The sequence below is a fragment of the Streptomyces sp. NPDC015242 genome, assembly GCF_043079125.1.
In the GTDB taxonomy this organism is placed as follows: Bacteria; Actinomycetota; Actinomycetes; order Streptomycetales; family Streptomycetaceae; genus Streptomyces.
In genome coordinates, this window is the sequence record NZ_JBIBUF010000002.1 from 886,780 (window position 1) to 902,678 (window position 15,899).

Sequence of the window (15,899 nt, forward strand, 5' to 3'; positions counted from 1 at the left end):
GGCCCGTGCCGCGCGACGGCCGGGGCCTCTCCTGTGGGGGGTGGCGGCCCCGGCCGTTGCCATGGCGGAGCGGATCGCCGTTCCGCGGCGCACGCGAGCGGACCGTCCCGGCGGTGCGGCAGGACGGCCCGGTGGGCCGATGCGCACCCGGACGGCGTGCCGGTGCCCTGGTCAGGACGTGGCGGAACCCGCTGCCGAACTCGCCTACGGGCGACGGGCATCGGGCCGGTCGGCCTGATCCTTGGCCCCGGAGGAACCGCTGCCGGCGGCGCCCTCCCCACCACTGCGGGCGGCGCCCGAGCCACTCTCCCCCGCGCCCGTGCCGCTCTCCCCCGTGCCGGTGCCGTTCTGTCCCGCGCCCGCGCCGCCGTCCCCCGCGCCCGCACGGCCGGCGTCCGAGCCGTTGCCCGCGTTGCCGGGGTCGCCGCCGGTGTTGCCGGAGTTGGGAGTGCCCTGGCCGTTGCCGGGCGCGGCGGTGCCGTCGGGCTCGTTCTCCGCCCGGGCCAGCCGCTCGGCGCAGTAGGCCGTGACCTTCCTCTCACCGCCCGCGGCGTCGACCAGACGCTGCCAGGCCGTCGCGTCCAGGGCCTTGCCCCGGCCGCCGGCCCGTTCGTAGGCGCGGCAGTGGGCCTCGGTGTCCCGGGCGGTGGCCGGATGGTCCGGGCGCGGGGCGGCGGAGCCGGCCGGGTCCCCGGCCGGACCGCCGGCCGAGGGGCCGGGGGCGCGGGTGACGGCCGGAGGGCGGCCCCGCTCGCCGGGATCGTCCGTGGACGCCACCGAGCCGATCGCCGCGACGGCGACACCGCCCAGCGTGAGGCTGGCGAGCAGCACGGAGAGCGTGGCCTTCAGGGAACGCCCCGGAAGCCTCCGCTCCCGGGCCCGCCAGTCGTCCCGGCGGCCGGCGCGGGCCGCCCGGTGCGCCCCCGCGTCCCGGGCGGCCCGGAACGCGGCCACGGCCCGCTGCTCGGCCTCGGCGTCGATGCCGTCCCGGATGAGGGCGGCGGCGAGCAGCACCTCCAGCTCGGCCTCCTGCAGGGCCGGGGAGGAGCCGGGGCCGCCGCGTCCGGCCGCCCGGCGGTGGCCGGGCAGGCCGCCGTCGCCGTCCGGCACGGCCCGGCGGGTGTGCGCGGAGTCCGCGGGGTGCACCTGCCGACGGGCGGGGAGCCCGCCGTCGTTCCGATGTTCACCCATGTCCGGTTCCGTCCCTGCTCGATCCACGCGTACCGCACGGTCCGCCGCGGGCCCGCGGCCCGGCCGACCGGCCCGGTGTGCCGGGCCTTCTTCCTACGTCCGTTCCGGCCGCCCCGTTCAGGGCAACCGCCACGACTGCTCCGGCCGCCCCGTTCGGGGCACCGGCCACGACTACTCCGGCCGTCCCGCCGAGGTCGTTCATGTCGACTCCCCCAGCGTCCGGCGCGCCTCATCCGTCACACCTTCGCCGCCCAGCTGGGCGGCGAGACGTTTCAGCCCCCGGTACGCCGCCGTGCGCACCGCGCCCGGCCGCTTGCCGAGGACGCGCGCGGCGGCGGGCCCGTCGAGGCCCACCACGACCCGCAGCAGCACGGCCTCGGCCTGGTCCTGCGGCAGACCGCCGACCAGCCGCAGCGCGTGCGCGGTGGACAGCGACTCCAGCGCCTGGTCATGGGTGCTGTGCGGCCCGGGCAGGTCCAGGACGTCCTGTTCCAGCGCGGAGGACCGCGGCCGTACGCGCTGGCGGCGCAGGTGGTCCAGCGCCCGGTGCCGGGCGATGGTCGCCGTCCAGCCGCGGAAGCCGGCCCCGTCGCCCTTGAAGCGCCCGAGGTCCCGGGCGATCTCCAGCCAGGCGTCGGAGGCCACGTCCTCCGCGTCGTCGCCGACCAGACCGCGCAGGTAGCCGAGCAGGCCCGGCTGCACGATCCGGTAGGCGACCGCGAAGGCCGCCTCGTCACCGTCCTGGGCCCGCGCGACGGCCGCGCCCAGTTCCCCGTCGTGCGCCTGGCCGCGCCGGGGTTCCCCTCCCTGGCCCAAGAACCGTCCTCGTCCGTACCGAGCGCGGCGCGTCCGTGCCACGTCCTCCACGCTGATCAGCGCCGGGCCGCCGAGAAGTGTCACAGCGGGCCCGCCGCACCGCGCCACCGGCACCCCGGGTGATGTACGGCCTCTGAGGAGACGGGTGTGGCTGACGGTCGGGGCCGTCGTCCTGAGCGGAGCAGGGGTGGTCACGTACGCGATCAAGGGTCAGCCGGCCGAGCCGGGGGCCGGGGCGCAGAGCCGCGAGCCGTCCGTTCACACAGTGCGGCTCGGGGACAGGGGGCCGGACGGAAGGGCCTGGCCGAACGGGAGACGGACCGGTTCAGCGCGGTGGTGGCGACCTCCGACCGCTCCACGGCCGCGCCGACCTCGCCTTCGGGGCCGACGGCGAGGACGGCGGCGACGGCATCCTGCTGCACCTGCCGAGCAACGGCACGGGACTGGGTTACGCGGCTCCGTCGTCTTCGGCAGGACCGCGCTGGGCACGCCGCCGGACGCCCGGCTGGGGCAGAACCTGACGCCGTGACATCCCACTGACCCGGCGGACGGCAGGGGCCTCGTGCGCACGCCGCACGGGGCCCCTCGGCCGTCCTCCGTTCGCCGGATTTCTCCCGGCGGGCGAACGGACGGACCGGCAGGGGGGAATGACGCTCAGGACATCACGCCGCCCCGCAAGTGGACCGGAGACGAGCCCCCATGACACGCCTTCTGCTGCGCACCGCCGTCGCCACGGCCCTGGCCCTCGGCGCCCTCGGCCCGGCCCGCCCCGCCCTCGCCGCCTCCTCCGACGGCGTGCACACCGTGCGGGTACCGGACGGCGATCCGCACGAACGGTCCCTCGCCCCGCGCACCACCGAGCCGTTCAGCCTGCTCGGCATCACCTGGGACGACCCGCGCGAGGCCCTCGACGGCACGGCCCACGTGCGCACCCGCTCCCGGGACAGCGGCGCGTGGAGCGCCTGGCGCCCCCTGGAGACCGACGCGCGGGCGCCCGAGACGGGCCCCGACCGCGCCCGGGCCGGGGTGCGCGGCGCCACCCAGCCGCTGTGGACCGGGCCGTCGGACGGCGTCCAGGTGCGGGTCTCGGGCGAGCGGCTGCCCGCGGGCCTGCGCGTCGAACTCGTCGACCCCGACGGCGGACCGGAGAACGCCGTGCAGGTGGTCGAACCGGACGTGGCCGAGCCGGGCGCGCCGGAGCCCGGCGTCGTGCCCCCGGCCGCCGGACCGCTCGCCCCCGACCGCCCGGCCGTCACCTCGCGTTCCGCCTGGGGCGCCGACGAGTCCCTGGTGAAGGACCCGCCGACCTACACCGGCGACACCAAGGCGATCTTCGTCCACCACACGGCGGGCACCAACGACTACGCCTGTTCCGAGTCGGCGTCGATCGTGCGCGGCGTGTTCCTGTACCACGTCAAGAGCAACGGCTGGAACGACATCGGCTACCACTTCCTCGTCGACAAGTGCGGCACGGTCTTCGAGGGCCGCGCCGGTGGCATCGACAAGCCCGTGCTCGGCGCGCACGCCTACGGCTTCAACGCCGACACCAGCAGCGTCTCGGTGCTCGGCGACTACTCGGCGACGGCCGCGAACGCCGCGATCCGGGAGTCCGTCGCCAAGGTCGCGGCCTGGAAGCTCGGCCTGTACGGCGCCGACCCGACCGGCACGGTGGTGCTGACCGCCGGGGCGAACAACGGCAAGTACAAGCTCGGCGAGAAGGTCACGCTGCACCGTATCTCCGGCCACCGCGACGGCTACCCGACCGAGTGCCCCGGCCAGAACCTCTACGCCGACCTGCCGCAGATCCGCACCCTCGCCGGGAACGCAGGCAAGCCCGCCGAGCCCGCCCCGCAGGACCCGGAGCCCTTCTGGCCGAAGGCGTCCGGGCGCTGAGGCTACGGCCGGGGCGTGCCGCCGGTCGCGTCCCGGCACAGCAGCCGCAGCGAGCCGTTCCCGGAGTAGCAGCGGCGGGCCTCCTCGATGGGGTCCCACAGGCGTCCGTCGGGCGTGCGGACCCAGTGCTCACCGCCGCTCGCCCACCACTCGGCGCCGGTCTGACGCACCACCACCTCGCCCGCGTAGGCGCCGAAGCCGCGCAGCACCGTCTCGACGGCGGCGTAGGGCGCCTCCTCGCGCCGTATCTCCTCGATCATCCGGTCGACGCTCCACAGGCTCTGCGCCGAGTAGTCGAGGCGCAGCCGTGCTCCCTCGCGCATCGTCGCCACTGTGTCCGCCGCCCATCGCAGCGGCTTCGTCGCCGCCGATGGCCTGGTCTCCGCTTGAGTCGTCACATCCCGAAGAGCGCTCGGGAGAAGCGTTTCGTCACCCGGTCTCCGGCGGCTGCCCCGAAGCGGCGCAGGACCACCGCACCTCACCCCACGGACCGTCACAGGACTCGCCCACGCACGAGGTTTGCCCCGGCCGTCCGCCCGGCGCCCCCGCGGCGGGCTCAGCCCTGCTGTCTGCTCCGGCGCGAGACCACCGCGCGCAGCACGCGCCGCCCCTCCGTCGCCACCTCCAGCGCCCGGCGCAGCCCAACCTGTCCGTGCCCGGCCAGCACCTCGAGGACGACGATCTGCCGGCGCAGTTCGGCGGCGACGAGCGGCGACATGCCCTCCGTGCGGCCCTCGCGGTGGGCGGTGACGGAGGAGGCGTCGTCCTCGGCCGCATCGAGGAGGCGGTGGATCCGCAGGGCGGCGACCGAGCAGGCGTCGGCCCAGACGCGCACCTCGGCGGCGGACCGCTCGGCGGGAGCGGCCCGGAGCATCCGGTGGGCGAGCGCGACCGCCTCGTCCCCGTCGTCCGCGGCGTCCAGCTTCGCCCGGACCTGCTCCAGCCGTTCCCCCCACTCGGCGGCGCCCGCCCCGTCGGTCAGGCTCGCCCACAGCGGCCGCAGCGTCTCGTCGTCGCCGCCCAGCAGGGGCACGCACCGATCCAAACAAGCCAGTCCGCTCGCGGCCAGCCCGCGTTCGTCGGCCTGTGCGATCAACTCCACCAGGCTCATCCACGCCTCCCTCCGCGGGCCGTCTCCGGGGCCCTACCAGGCCTCTCCCGGCCTTCACCCCTCACGGAACCCGCACTTCCCCTTACTGCGTGCGACGGCCCCGGAGTGTCACAGGGGCACCACGCCCAGCCTGTCGAGGAAGCGGAACAAGAGGTTTTCGGCCAGGGGATCGGGGTCCGACGTGAGTACGTCCAGGAGGGTCCCGGCGTTCACCTCGTGCCCGGCCTCGGCGGCCCAGCGCACCGCGCGCTCGGCGGCGTCGCGGGGTTCGAGGAAGTAGTCCTCCAGCGTCAGGCCCTCCCGCCCGGCCCCCAGGTACCCGGCCATGGCCGCCCGGGCGAGGCAGGTCGTCCACGCCCCGCTCTCCGGCGCGGCCGCCTCCAGCACCACGCACTCGCTGTTCATGACGTACCCGAACAGCGCGGGCGCTCCGGTCTCCTCCGCCAGGGCGTTCATGTTCCCGACGTCGCCCTCGCCGCCCGGGTACTCCCAGACCTGCCATCCGTCCGGTGCCGAGGTGTGCCGCGACATCCCGTCCGCCGCGCCCGCCAGCGCGTCCAGTCCGGCGAGCGGCCGCTCCCCCCGGCCGACGACGAAGTATCCCCAGTAGCCCATGTCCCGGTTCCCCCCGGCATATTCGATTCGGCTCGCGTCGCAAGACCACCACAGCCGTACGGGCGTTCGCAGCCGTATGGGCCAATTCGAGCGGAGTCAGCCGAGCCTGTCCGCGAGCGCCCGGAACTCGGCCCAGGACAGCTCGGGCCTGTCCGGGTCCCACAGTTTCTGCACGGTCGCCCGCAGCGGCAGCCGGATGCCGGCCGCGACCTGATCCTGCGTCTGGGAGTCCGCCAGGTCGCACCAGACGGCGAAGGAGCCGCCCAGGATCTGCCCGTCGTAGCGCTCCGGGACGGCCGCGGTGCCGCGCAGCACGCGGGGCGTCCACTGCTCGTAGATCCGCTGCCCCGTCGGATAGACGAAGGTCTGCGGCTCGCCGAGCACGTAGTACAGGAACTCGTCGTTGTAGTTGATCACCTCGCGGCCGGCCTGCAGGTACTCCAGGGGCGGGCGGGCGCCGATCTCCTTGCCGGTCCAGTAGGCGACCTGGATGTCCTTGTCGGCCTGGACGGAACCGCCGCGGAAAAAGCCGTCGTTCCACGCGCGCGGGACCCGCTGGTGCTTGCGGACGGTGGCGGCCCGGTCGTTCAGCCAGCCGGTGGTCAGGTCGGCGACCGTGGCACCGGAGCCGTACTTCTCCCGCGCGGCCGCGGCCAGCTGCGGGAAGGACGCCTCCGGGTCGGAGCGGACCAGCGCCTGGTACTCGTCGGCGCCCAGGTGCCAGGGCTTGCCGGGGAAGAGTTCCGCGTACTCGTTCAGCAGCTCGTCGACGATCTCGGCGCTCCGGGCCTTGGAGATGTCGATCGCGCCCTGCACCGCCGAGCCCTGCGCGGTGCGCAGTTGCAGGTCGGGGTGGGCGCGCAGGACCGCGCCCAGGTGCCCGGGCGAGTCGATCTCGGGCACGACGGTGATGTGCCGGCTCTCCGCGAGGTCGACGATCTTCCGTACCTGCGCCTTGGTCAGGTGCTGCTCGGAGACGATCTCCGGATGCGTGTCGGACTCGATCCGGAAGCCCTGGTCGTCGGAGAAGTGCAGCCCCAGTTCGTTGAACTTGAGGTCGCCCAGTTCACGGACGCGGTCCTCGATCCAGCCGGCCGTGAAGTTCTTGCGCGCGATGTCCAGCATGAAGCCGCGCCGCTCCTTGGCCGGCTCGTCACGCACCACGCCCTCGGGGGCCGTGCCGCCGCCGCGCGTCTCCTGCTTGAGCGTGCGGGTGCCGTAGAAGACGCCGGCCTCGGCGGGCCCGCTGATCTCCACCCGCCCGCCGCGCACGGTCATCACGTACGACTCCGGGTTCGCGCCCTTCCTCGCCGCCAGCGACAGCCGCAGGTCCCCGTCCCGGTCGTCGTCCTTCTCCCCGGCGTACGTCAGCCCCAGCTCGCCGGCGATCAGCCGCCCCTCGTCGGCCAGCGCCGGGTCGTCCACGACCACGCGGTCGCCGTCCTCGGGCTTCCAGCCCGGGCCGCGGGCGGGGGTGTGGTCACGCACGGCCGGGATGGTGCGGGGGGCGGTGGACAGGGGGTAGGAGCGGCTGGGACTGGGGCTCGGGCGAGGACTCGTCCCCGGTCCGGTGGTGGTGGGAGCCGCCGCGACCCCGCCCCGGGACGATCTGGCCTCCGGCCCGGTGGACCCGCCGTCGCCGCCCGAGGCCGCCCAGAGCCCGAGACTCACCCCGGCCGCGACCACGACCAGGGCCACCGCCATGGCCACGACCAGCACCTGCCGCTGTCTGCCCTGCTTCGCCGGAGCCCGGCGCCTGTGCTGACTCACACGGCCAACCTAAAACCAGGCGCGCCCTCGCGCGCGTCCACCACGCGTTCCGAAACTCTCTCCCCCGGGTGAAATTCGGGCATCCGTCGGACACACCGCGGTCGCACTCGATAGCGTGACGTCACAACTCTCACACCATTGCCCTGCCGACACACGTGACGCCCACGAGGACCCACGCTGCCCGCGCACCGTCTCCCAGACCTCCCCGGCCGCCTGGCCATACCGGTGGAGCACTTCAACGCGGCCTCGGCGCAGGACCTGGAGCGGATCCTCCTCGCCTGCCTGCGCAGCCCCCGCTGGTCGCGCCGCGTCGCGGCCCACCGCCCCTACCCGGACCTGGACTCCCTGCTGGCCGCCGCCGACGAGGCGGCCTACGACCTGACCTGGGCCGACCTCACGGAAGCCCTGGCCGCCGAGCCCCTGCCCACGCTTCCCCCGGACACCTACTCCGCGGCCCACACGGCCCTCAACGCGGCCCACGCCGCCTACGAGGCCCGCTTCGGCCACGTGTTCGTCATCTGCCTGGACGGCCTGTCCCCCTCCGAGATGCTCGACCACCTCCTGGAGGCCATCCGGTCACGATTGACGAACGATCCGGAGGAGGAGCGGGTCGTGGCGGCGGAAGAACTCCGCCGCCTGGCGAGAGAACGGCTGGTCCACGCCCTCAGGGGCGCGGGGAACCGCGCGGCGAGCCACGACGGCGCCGCGCCCGGCCGATAACCGGACACGCCGCCTCAGAAGCCGCGGGGCTAGGCCGTACGCATGCCAGTTTGATCACACAGCCAGACCCCCGCTCAGCCCGGCGGCAGCGCCTCGCTACGATGCTGGGGGCCGGTGGACCGTACCCGGCCGGGCCCGACCGACAAGGAAAGCCGGCGCGGCCCCAATCACCGCTCCCGGAGGAAACTTCCGTGCCGGCTGGAACGCTGTACCGCGGCCGGGAAGGAATGTGGTCCTGGGTGGCTCACCGAGTCACCGGCGTCCTCATTTTCTTCTTCCTGTTCGTCCACGTGCTGGACACCGCCCTCGTGCGGGTGTCCCCCGAGGCCTACGACAAGGTCGTGGCCACGTACAAGACGCCGATCGTCGCGCTGCTGGAGTACGGCCTCGTCGCCGCCATCCTCTTCCACGCGCTCAACGGCCTGCGTGTCATCGCCGTCGACTTCTGGATCAAGGGCGCCCGCTACCAGAAGCAGATGCTCTGGACCGTCGTCGCCCTGTGGGTCGTGCTGATGCTCGGGGCGATCTACCCCGTCCTCGGCCACGCCGCTCGTGAACTGTTCGGGAGCTGACGCCAATGTCCACGACCGATAAGACCGCCGCCGGCGTCGGCCCCGTCGAGGGCGGCGCCGTCTACACCGTCGACAACCCGGCGCCCTTCATCGAGGCCCCGCGCAAGCGGACCAAGAAGACCCCGAGGAGCACCCGGGGCAACTTCGAGCTGGCCGCCTGGCTCTTCATGCGCCTGTCCGGCATCGTGCTGGTCGTGCTGGTCCTCGGCCACCTGCTGATCCAGCTCGTGCTGGACGGCGGCGTCTCCAAGATCGGCTTCGCCTTCGTGGCCGGCCGCTGGGCGTCCCCGTTCTGGCAGGTCTGGGACCTGCTGATGCTGTGGCTGGCGATGCTGCACGGCGCCAACGGCCTGCGCACGGTCATCAACGACTACGCCGAGCGCGCGCAGACCCGGCTGTGGCTGAAGGCTCTGCTCTACACCGCCACGGTGTTCACCATCCTGCTGGGCACGCTGGTGATCTTCACCTTCGACCCGAACATCCGCTAGGCACGGGGCTGCGAGAATCATGAAGATCCACAAGTACGACACCGTCATCGTCGGCGCCGGTGGCGCGGGCATGCGCGCGGCCATCGAGTCCACCAAGCGCAGCCGCACGGCCGTCCTGACGAAGCTCTACCCGACCCGCTCCCACACGGGCGCCGCGCAGGGCGGCATGGCCGCCGCGCTGGCCAACGTGGAGGAGGACAACTGGGAGTGGCACACCTTCGACACGGTCAAGGGCGGTGACTACCTGGTCGACCAGGACGCCGCCGAGATCCTGGCGAAGGAGGCCATCGACTCCGTCCTCGACCTGGAGAAGATGGGCCTGCCGTTCAACCGCACTCCGAACGGCACCATCGACCAGCGCCGCTTCGGCGGTCACAGCCGCAACCACGGCGAGGCCCCGGTCCGCCGGTCCTGCTACGCGGCCGACCGCACCGGCCACATGATCCTCCAGACGCTGTACCAGAACTGCGTCAAGGAGGGCGTGGAGTTCTACAACGAGTTCTACGTCCTGGACCAGCTGATCACCGAGGTCGACGGCGTCAAGAAGTCGGCCGGTGTGGTCGCGTACGAGCTGGCCACCGGCGAGATCCACGTCTTCCACGCCAAGGCCGTGATCTACGCCTCCGGCGGCTGCGGCAAGTTCTTCAAGGTGACGTCCAACGCGCACACGCTGACCGGTGACGGCCAGGCGGCCGTGTACCGGCGGGGCATCCCGCTGGAGGACATGGAGTTCTTCCAGTTCCACCCGACCGGCATCTGGCGCATGGGCATCCTGCTGACGGAGGGCGCCCGCGGTGAGGGCGGCATCCTCCGCAACAAGGACGGCGAGCGCTTCATGGAGAAGTACGCGCCGGTCATGAAGGACCTCGCGTCCCGTGACGTCGTGTCCCGCTCCATCTACACGGAGATCCGTGAGGGCCGCGGCTGCGGTCCCGAGGGCGACCACGTCTACCTCGACCTCACGCACCTGCCGCCGGAGCAGCTGGACGCCAAGCTCCCGGACATCACCGAGTTCGCCCGCACGTACCTCGGCATCGAGCCCTACACGGACCCGATCCCGATCCAGCCCACCGCGCACTACGCCATGGGCGGCATCCCGACCAACGTCGAGGGTGAGGTCCTGGCGGACAACACCACCGTCGTCCCGGGCCTGTACGCGGCCGGCGAGGTCGCCTGCGTGTCCGTGCACGGCGCCAACCGCCTGGGCACCAACTCGCTGCTGGACATCAACGTCTTCGGCAAGCGGGCCGGCATCGCGGCGGCGGAGTACTCGCAGAAGGCGGACTTCGTCGAGCTGCCGGAGAACCCGGCCGAGCTCGTGCTGGCCCAGGTGGAGCGGCTGCGCAACTCCACCGGCGCCGAGCGCGTGTCGGTCCTGCGGCGCGAGCTGCAGGAGACCATGGACGCCAACGTCATGGTGTTCCGCACCGAGCAGACCATCAAGACGGCGGTCGAGAAGATCGCGGAGCTGCGCGAGCGCTACAAGAACGTGGCGATCCAGGACAAGGGCAAGCGGTTCAACACGGACCTGCTGGAGGCCATCGAGCTGGGCAACCTGCTCGACCTCGCCGAGGTCATGGCGGTCTCCGCGCTGGCCCGCAAGGAGTCCCGCGGCGGTCACTACCGCGAGGACTACCCGAACCGCGACGACGTCAACTTCATGCGGCACACCATGGCGTACCGCGAGGTCGGCGCCGACGGCTCCGAAACCGTCCGTCTCGACTACAAGCCGGTCGTCCAGACCCGCTACCAGCCGATGGAGCGTAAGTACTGATGGCTACCCCTGTTCTGGACAAGGAAGACGCGGCCGGCAAGCCCGAGCCCGGTTTCGCCGACTCCCCCTACATCACGGTCACCTTCCGGGTCCGCCGCTTCAACCCGGAGGTCGCGGCGGACGCCACCTGGGAGGACTTCCAGGTCGAGATCGACCCGAAGGAGCGCGTCCTCGACGCCCTCCACAAGATCAAGTGGGACCTGGACGGCTCGCTGACGTTCCGCCGCTCCTGCGCCCACGGCATCTGCGGCTCGGACGCCATGCGGATCAACGGCAAGAACCGTCTGGCCTGCAAGACGCTGATCAAGGACATCAACCCCGAGAAGCCGATCACGGTCGAGCCCATCAAGGGCCTGACGGTGCTGAAGGACCTCGTGGTCGACATGGAGCCGTTCTTCCAGGCGTACCGGGACGTCATGCCCTTCCTCATCACGAAGGACACGAACGAGCCCACGCGTGAGCGGCTGCAGTCCGCCGAGGACCGCGAGCGCTTCGACGACACCACGAAGTGCATCCTGTGCGCGGCGTGCACCACGTCGTGCCCGGTCTTCTGGAACGACGGCCAGTACTTCGGCCCGGCCGCCATCGTCAACGCGCACCGCTTCATCTTCGACTCGCGTGACGAGGCGGGCGAGCAGCGCCTGGAGATCCTCAACGACAAGGACGGCGTGTGGCGCTGCCGCACGACCTTCAACTGCACGGACGCCTGCCCGCGCGGCATCGAGGTCACGAAGGCGATCGCCGAGGTGAAGCGGGCGCTGATCACGCGCCGCTACTGAGCCCGGCCGCTTGACCGAGAAGGCCCCGTCACGGCTGGTGACGGGGCCTTCTGGCATATGCCACACCATCAGGTGAGAGGTGCCGGAACGGGCTGCGGGGACGTCATCCGGCCCACGATGATGCTCTCGGCACCAGCCCCCAGGAGGCACCTGATGTCCGCAGCTTCCGTCGAGCAGCCCTTCCACGACGAAGAGCCGGTCACCCTGACGACCATCGCCGACGAGATCATGGAGCGCCATCCGGGCTACCGCGTCGAGATCATCGGAGGCCATCTCCTCGTGTCCCCGTGCCGGGATGCTCCCCACGCCCGCGCCCTGACCGGACTCATGCGTCCGTTCATCGCGGCAGGACTCGACGACGGCGAAACCGAGGTCCTCCAGAACGTGGGGCTGTGGCTCCCCACCGGCGCCGAGGACTACGCCATCCCCGACCTCGTGGTGGTGGACGCCGACATCGACGACCACCTCGTCGAGAACAACGCGTACGACCCCGCCTGCTTCCGTCTCGTGCTCGAGGTCACCTCCGGGAACTGGAAGGACGACCTCAGGACCAAGGCCGCCGCCTATGCCGAGGCGAAGGTGCCCGTCTACGTGGTGGTCGACCGCAGGCACCAGCGCCTCCACGTCCTGACCGACCCGGCGGGCAGCGGCTACGAGAACCACCGCCCGCACGCCCCCGGCGAACTCGTCACCCTCCCCGACTCCATCGGCGCGAAGGTGACCCTCGACGTGGGCGAGATCCTCAAGGCCGGCCAGGCGAGGACGAGCGACTGAGGCTCACAGCTGGCTCAGGATCGTCGGGTCCGTGATCCTCGTGTCGTCCGCCAGCAGCATCGCCTTGCTGAGGATCACCGACAGGATGCGGTCGCCCTCGAAGGGCAGGTAGCCCGTCCCCCGGTCCTTCGGGTCGGACTTCGGGACGATGCAGAGGTACTGGTCGTTCGGGGTTCTGAGGATGTTGCCCGAGCCGAGGTGGATCTTGTACGTGTGGCGGTCGCCCTTGACGTGCAGGAAGCGGCCCTCCAGCGTGCAGCGGTCGGCTATCGCCAGGCGCGGGACCAGGCGTTCCAGCAGGAGTCTGCGGGTCTCGGCGCTCTGGTTGAGCTCGCCGAAGCCGTACGACGTCCAGTACTCGCGGAAGCGGCCTCCGGGGCCGCCGTCCTGCCAGGTCGGGTCGTTGCCGACGCTGGCGACGCCGACGAACAGGTCGACGTCGCGCAGGACTTCGGAGAGGACCAGGGGCGGGATGTCCTCCAGCGGGACGGGCTCGACGGGGTCCCGGCCGGGGGTGAGCCACATGGAGTACCCGCCGCCGGAGCAGTGGGCCCAGTTCTCCGGGGCGCCGATCGGGTAGAAGCGGACCTGGTCGGTGCGCAGGCGCAGGTAGCTGCCGGATTCGGTGGTGTCGACGCCGTACTCCTCGCCGTCGCCCTCGATCCAGTACTCGGCGCGCAGGCCCCACTGGGGCAGCTCCCGCACGGCGGGCGGGGCCGAGTCGTCGACGCACAGGCGGAGTTTGTTGCGCCAGCCGCGGATCGCCGCCAGGGAGTGGAACTGGTGCTGGCGCAGCACGTGCGCCGCGAAGCGGTTGGAGTAGGTGCGGGTGGCGCGTTCGGCGTCGGTGAGCAGGTAGACCTCGCGGTGGGCCTGTTTGAACGGCTGGGTGATGCCGTGCCGCTCCAGCCAGTCGCGCCAGGCGACGATCTCGGCCGGCTCGTGCCCCACCGGGTGCCACAGCTCCACCCGCGTGCCCTCCCGCACGGGTTCGCCGGACAGGGTCCGCAGCTCGCCGTCCGCGTATCCGGCGGTCGTTCCGTCGACCGTCCAGAGCAGGCGGCGGGCGAGCGTGCCGACCAGGGGGTGGTCGAGGTAGCGCTCGCGCCAGACGGCGTACGGCCAGCTGCGGCGGGCCAGGAACTGGCGGTCCAGGCGCTCGCTCTGCGCCGAGAGCATCTTGTCGATGTCCTTGGCCGCGGCCTTGAGGTCCTTCAGCTCGTCGGCGTGGTCGCGCTTCACGGCCGCCGGCACGCTCTTGACGGGCTTGCCCGTGGCGTTGCGCCAGGTGAGGACGGAGCGGCTGCCCTCGATCTCCAGCAGGGCCGTCGCCTCGCCGAGGCGGCGGGTGGCCCGTCCGACCTCCGTCAGGCCGTAGGCCGGGACGGCCAGTTCCTCGATCTCCTCGCGGCTGAGACCGAGCGCGGTGGCGCGGGCCTCCAGGGCCGTGTCGAGGAACTTGGCGGTGTTCTTGTACGTCACCCGCGTGGCCAGCCGGGCGAGTTCGGCGAGGGCGGCCTCGGAGTCGACGCGGGCGAGCGCGATCACGCCCGCGTTGGCGACCTTCGGGTTGCGGGGGCCGAGGCCCGCGACCTTCCTGAGCGAGGTCTCGACCAGGGCGCCCAGGGCCCGTGCCGTGCCGGGGTCCGGGGGCAGCAGGGACAGGAGCCAGGCCAGGCCGCGCAGGGCTGTGGCGTTGTACGGGTCGTAGGCGCTGTTGACGTCCGGCTCCCACGCGCGGGGCTCCAGCGGGAGGGTGCGGGGGCGGCCGACGAGGGCGAGCCAGGAGAGGATCCTCTCGCGGACGGCGTCCGCGCCGAGGCTGTCCAGGAGGGCCCGCGCGCCCTTGTCCCACTTCGCCGTCGGCTTGGAGGCGGTGGCCGTCAGCGCGTGCCGCAGGAGGGCCTGCCAGTCGGGGGTGGTGGCGTCGCGCAGGGCCTGGTCGGACCAGGCCTCGCCGACGTTGAGGACGGGATCGGTGAGCTGCCGGGCCAGGATCACGAGGTCGTCCACTCGGTAGGCGTCCAGCGCGGCGCGGCGGACCACGGCCACGACGGGGGCGGACAGCGGGCGGCCGGCGGCCAGTTCGGCCCGGACCAGGACGTCGAAGCGGGCCGCGTGCCAGAAGGTCTGCCGCCGGGCCAGGTCGTCCAGGGCACGGTGGCGCTCGGCGGCGAGCGGGTCGTCGGCGAGGCCCTCGGAGATCAGGCCGCACAGGGCGAGGTGGCGGCAGCGGTCCTCGGTGCCGTCGCCCGCCCGGTCGAAGCGGTCGGCCAGGGCGTGCAGCAACGCGCGGCGGCGGCCGGCCGGCAGCTCGCGGAGCCGGTCCAGCACCTCGTCCCAATTGCGGCCCCAGCTGCCGTGGCTGGAGTCCAGCACGCTCAGTGCCTCGTCGGCGAGCCGGCCCGTGTCGCCGTCGGCGATCCTGTCGAGCAGCCGGTCCATGTGCGACCGGGGGGTACGGAAGGCGCTCATCAGCCACCGACCAGGGGGACGAGCTTCAGGAACGTGACCTCCGTGCCGAGCGGGAGGTCGATCTCCTCGTCGGCGTCGGTGAGCTGACGGTCCCCCACCAGCACCAGGAAGCCGTTCCCCGCGAACGCCCGCAGGGCCAGGGCCGTCTGTGCCTCCGGGTCGATGCGGCGGGGTGTGCGCAGCGCGTATCCGTTGAGCACGCGCTCGGTGCCCTCGGGTTGCACGAGCCCCTGGAACACCTGCGGCGTCCGGGCGTTGAACTCGGCCACCTCCTGGAAGACCCGGCGGCGGATCAGCTCCCGCACGCTCAGCCGCTCCTCGGCGATCTCCAGCCCCCAGGCCGCCCGCCGCTCCCCCGCTGTCGTCTCGTCGACGAACGTCACGATTGCCATGCCGACGACAGTACGAGCCACCACTGACATTCACCCCGCACCTCGCGTTGAACATGTTCAAAAACAGGGCTACAGTCATCCACGACAGCGTTTTGAACGTGTTCAAGAAGGGTGGGGGCAATGGACCGCACGGTCATCGCCTACGTCATCTACCTGCTGGTCAGCATCGGCCTGACCATCTGGGTGGCCCGGACGCTCAGCCGGAACGGGAGGATCTTCCTCGCCGACGTGCTGCGCGGCAACGAGAAGCTCGCCGACGCCGTCAACCACCTTCTGGTCGTCGGCTTCTACCTCGTCAACCTCGGCTTCGTCGCGCTGTACCTGAGCGACGACGAGACCATCACGGACACCCGCGGGATCTTCGAGGCCCTCTCCACCAAGCTCGGCGTGGTGCTGCTGGTGCTCGGCGTGATGCACCTGGCCAACGTGTACGTGCTCAACCGGATCCGCCGCCGGGGCGCGATGGAGCGGGAGCAGGTGCCTCCGGTGCCGCCGCAGGGCTGGGTGGCCCCGCAGGCCCGGGCCTGAA

At 72.4% G+C, this 15,899-nt stretch carries 16 protein-coding genes; 8 read left to right on the forward strand and 8 right to left on the reverse strand.

Going from position 1 to position 15,899, the window contains the following annotated elements; genetic code table 11:
* Nucleotides 1–204: 204 nt before the first annotated feature.
* Both ACF07N_RS09475 and ACF07N_RS09480 read right to left on the reverse strand, forming a co-directional pair.
* A complete protein-coding gene (locus tag ACF07N_RS09475; protein WP_392110289.1) occupies nucleotides 205–1,191 on the reverse strand; it encodes a hypothetical protein in 987 nt (328 codons plus the stop codon).
* 198 nt (nucleotides 1,192–1,389) lie between these two features.
* Nucleotides 1,390–2,007 (reverse strand): RNA polymerase sigma factor, encoded by a 618-nt coding sequence (locus tag ACF07N_RS09480; protein ID WP_383324819.1) that lies wholly within the window; start codon nucleotides 2,005–2,007, stop codon nucleotides 1,390–1,392.
* A gap of 699 nt (nucleotides 2,008–2,706) precedes the next feature.
* On the opposite strand from ACF07N_RS09480, the gene ACF07N_RS09485 reads away from it, so the two are divergent.
* A complete protein-coding gene (locus tag ACF07N_RS09485; RefSeq protein WP_392110292.1) occupies nucleotides 2,707–3,900 on the forward strand; it encodes an N-acetylmuramoyl-L-alanine amidase in 1,194 nt (397 codons plus the stop codon).
* 2 nt (nucleotides 3,901–3,902) lie between these two features.
* On the opposite strand, the gene ACF07N_RS09490 is transcribed toward ACF07N_RS09485, so the two are convergent.
* The 4 genes from ACF07N_RS09490 to ACF07N_RS09505 form a co-directional block, all read right to left on the reverse strand.
* Nucleotides 3,903–4,298, reverse strand: a complete 396-nt coding sequence (locus tag ACF07N_RS09490; protein ID WP_383324828.1) for a hypothetical protein — start codon at nucleotides 4,296–4,298, stop codon at nucleotides 3,903–3,905.
* Between the two features lie 158 nt (nucleotides 4,299–4,456).
* A complete protein-coding gene (locus ACF07N_RS09495) occupies nucleotides 4,457–5,011 on the reverse strand; it encodes a hypothetical protein (RefSeq protein ID WP_392110295.1) in 555 nt (184 codons plus the stop codon).
* 108 nt (nucleotides 5,012–5,119) lie between these two features.
* Complete coding sequence (locus tag ACF07N_RS09500; RefSeq protein ID WP_383324835.1) at nucleotides 5,120–5,626, reverse strand: hypothetical protein; 507 nt, start codon at nucleotides 5,624–5,626, stop codon at nucleotides 5,120–5,122.
* Between the two features lie 96 nt (nucleotides 5,627–5,722).
* A complete protein-coding gene (locus tag ACF07N_RS09505) occupies nucleotides 5,723–7,330 on the reverse strand; it encodes a glycoside hydrolase family 20 protein (protein WP_392111104.1) in 1,608 nt (535 codons plus the stop codon).
* A 291-nt stretch (nucleotides 7,331–7,621) separates the two neighbouring features.
* Here ACF07N_RS09505 and ACF07N_RS09510 point away from each other — a divergent pair, with 291 nt between their 5' ends.
* The 6 genes from ACF07N_RS09510 to ACF07N_RS09535 all read left to right on the forward strand — a co-directional run bounded on the left by ACF07N_RS09510 (nucleotide 7,622) and on the right by ACF07N_RS09535 (nucleotide 12,503).
* The gene (locus tag ACF07N_RS09510; RefSeq protein WP_383324837.1) at nucleotides 7,622–8,116 is read left to right on the forward strand and encodes a 2-oxo-4-hydroxy-4-carboxy-5-ureidoimidazoline decarboxylase; all 495 of its coding nucleotides are present in this window, start codon (nucleotides 7,622–7,624) and stop codon (nucleotides 8,114–8,116) included.
* Nucleotides 8,117–8,307: 191 nt separating this feature from the next.
* On the forward strand, nucleotides 8,308–8,688 hold the full coding sequence (sdhC, locus tag ACF07N_RS09515) for a succinate dehydrogenase, cytochrome b556 subunit (RefSeq protein ID WP_037670267.1): 381 nt from the start codon (nucleotides 8,308–8,310) through the stop codon (nucleotides 8,686–8,688).
* Between the two features lie 5 nt (nucleotides 8,689–8,693).
* Entirely contained in the window at nucleotides 8,694–9,176 is a 483-nt protein-coding gene (locus ACF07N_RS09520; protein WP_392110300.1) for a succinate dehydrogenase hydrophobic membrane anchor subunit, read from the forward strand.
* 19 nt (nucleotides 9,177–9,195) lie between these two features.
* Nucleotides 9,196–10,950 (forward strand): succinate dehydrogenase flavoprotein subunit, encoded by a 1,755-nt coding sequence (sdhA, locus tag ACF07N_RS09525; RefSeq protein WP_383324844.1) that lies wholly within the window; start codon nucleotides 9,196–9,198, stop codon nucleotides 10,948–10,950.
* The gene (locus tag ACF07N_RS09530) at nucleotides 10,950–11,729 is read left to right on the forward strand and encodes a succinate dehydrogenase iron-sulfur subunit (RefSeq protein ID WP_094057668.1); all 780 of its coding nucleotides are present in this window, start codon (nucleotides 10,950–10,952) and stop codon (nucleotides 11,727–11,729) included. Before sdhA ends, ACF07N_RS09530 begins: the two co-directional genes overlap by 1 nt.
* A gap of 153 nt (nucleotides 11,730–11,882) precedes the next feature.
* Complete coding sequence (locus ACF07N_RS09535; RefSeq protein WP_392110303.1) at nucleotides 11,883–12,503, forward strand: Uma2 family endonuclease; 621 nt, start codon at nucleotides 11,883–11,885, stop codon at nucleotides 12,501–12,503.
* A gap of 3 nt (nucleotides 12,504–12,506) precedes the next feature.
* On the opposite strand, the gene ACF07N_RS09540 is transcribed toward ACF07N_RS09535, so the two are convergent.
* Together ACF07N_RS09540 and ACF07N_RS09545 are read right to left on the reverse strand one after the other, a co-directional pair.
* The gene (locus ACF07N_RS09540; protein ID WP_392110305.1) at nucleotides 12,507–14,978 is read right to left on the reverse strand and encodes a DUF4132 domain-containing protein; all 2,472 of its coding nucleotides are present in this window, start codon (nucleotides 14,976–14,978) and stop codon (nucleotides 12,507–12,509) included.
* Complete coding sequence (locus ACF07N_RS09545) at nucleotides 14,978–15,370, reverse strand: hypothetical protein (protein WP_392110308.1); 393 nt, start codon at nucleotides 15,368–15,370, stop codon at nucleotides 14,978–14,980. Before ACF07N_RS09545 ends, ACF07N_RS09540 begins: the two co-directional genes overlap by 1 nt.
* A 120-nt stretch (nucleotides 15,371–15,490) precedes the next feature.
* Here ACF07N_RS09545 and ACF07N_RS09550 point away from each other — a divergent pair, with 120 nt between their 5' ends.
* Nucleotides 15,491–15,898: a hypothetical protein gene (locus ACF07N_RS09550; RefSeq protein ID WP_392110311.1), complete on the forward strand. Its 408-nt coding sequence runs from the start codon at nucleotides 15,491–15,493 to the stop codon at nucleotides 15,896–15,898.
* Nucleotide 15,899: the final 1 nt, after the last annotated feature.

Coding starts and splice junctions, on each gene's coding strand:
- ACF07N_RS09475 (WP_392110289.1), bottom strand. CDS start 1,191: ATGGGTGAACATCGGAACGACGGCGGGCTCCCCGCCCGTCGGCAGGTG.
- ACF07N_RS09485 (WP_392110292.1), top strand. CDS start 2,707: ATGACACGCCTTCTGCTGCGCACCGCCGTCGCCACGGCCCTGGCCCTC.
- ACF07N_RS09495 (WP_392110295.1), bottom strand. CDS start 5,011: ATGAGCCTGGTGGAGTTGATCGCACAGGCCGACGAACGCGGGCTGGCC.
- ACF07N_RS09500 (WP_383324835.1), bottom strand. CDS start 5,626: ATGGGCTACTGGGGATACTTCGTCGTCGGCCGGGGGGAGCGGCCGCTC.
- ACF07N_RS09505 (WP_392111104.1), bottom strand. CDS start 7,330: ATGGCGGTGGCCCTGGTCGTGGTCGCGGCCGGGGTGAGTCTCGGGCTC.
- ACF07N_RS09520 (WP_392110300.1), top strand. CDS start 8,694: ATGTCCACGACCGATAAGACCGCCGCCGGCGTCGGCCCCGTCGAGGGC.
- sdhA (WP_383324844.1), top strand. CDS start 9,196: ATGAAGATCCACAAGTACGACACCGTCATCGTCGGCGCCGGTGGCGCG.
- ACF07N_RS09530 (WP_094057668.1), top strand. CDS start 10,950: ATGGCTACCCCTGTTCTGGACAAGGAAGACGCGGCCGGCAAGCCCGAG.
- ACF07N_RS09535 (WP_392110303.1), top strand. CDS start 11,883: ATGTCCGCAGCTTCCGTCGAGCAGCCCTTCCACGACGAAGAGCCGGTC.
- ACF07N_RS09540 (WP_392110305.1), bottom strand. CDS start 14,978: ATGAGCGCCTTCCGTACCCCCCGGTCGCACATGGACCGGCTGCTCGAC.
- ACF07N_RS09545 (WP_392110308.1), bottom strand. CDS start 15,370: ATGGCAATCGTGACGTTCGTCGACGAGACGACAGCGGGGGAGCGGCGG.
- ACF07N_RS09550 (WP_392110311.1), top strand. CDS start 15,491: ATGGACCGCACGGTCATCGCCTACGTCATCTACCTGCTGGTCAGCATC.